Annotated in this window: 1 protein-coding gene; it reads left to right on the forward strand. The window is 75.8% G+C overall.

The window, feature by feature from the left end:
- Positions 1-289: SDR family NAD(P)-dependent oxidoreductase (locus tag OO57_RS38110; protein WP_033257521.1), on the forward strand; the 289-nt coding region annotated here is incomplete at both ends.

The raw sequence follows: 289 nt of genomic DNA on the forward strand, positions 1-289 counted from the left end.
TCGGCACCGGAACGGTCCTGCTCACCGGCGGCACCGGCACCCTCGGCCGACTGCTCGCCCGCCACCTGGTCACCACCCACGGCGTCCGCCACCTCCTGCTCACCAGCCGCCGCGGCCCCGAAGCCCCCGGCGCAGCCGAACTCACCGCCGAACTCACCGCCCTCGGCGCCCACGTGACCGTCGCCGCCTGCGACATGACCGACCGCCGAGCCGTCACCGACCTCCTCGCCGACCACCGCCTCAGCGCCGTCGTCCACACCGCGGGCGTCCTCGACGACGCCACCGTCGA

This window comes from Kitasatospora phosalacinea, assembly GCF_000717185.1.
GTDB lineage: Bacteria > Actinomycetota > Actinomycetes > Streptomycetales > Streptomycetaceae > Kitasatospora > Kitasatospora phosalacinea_A.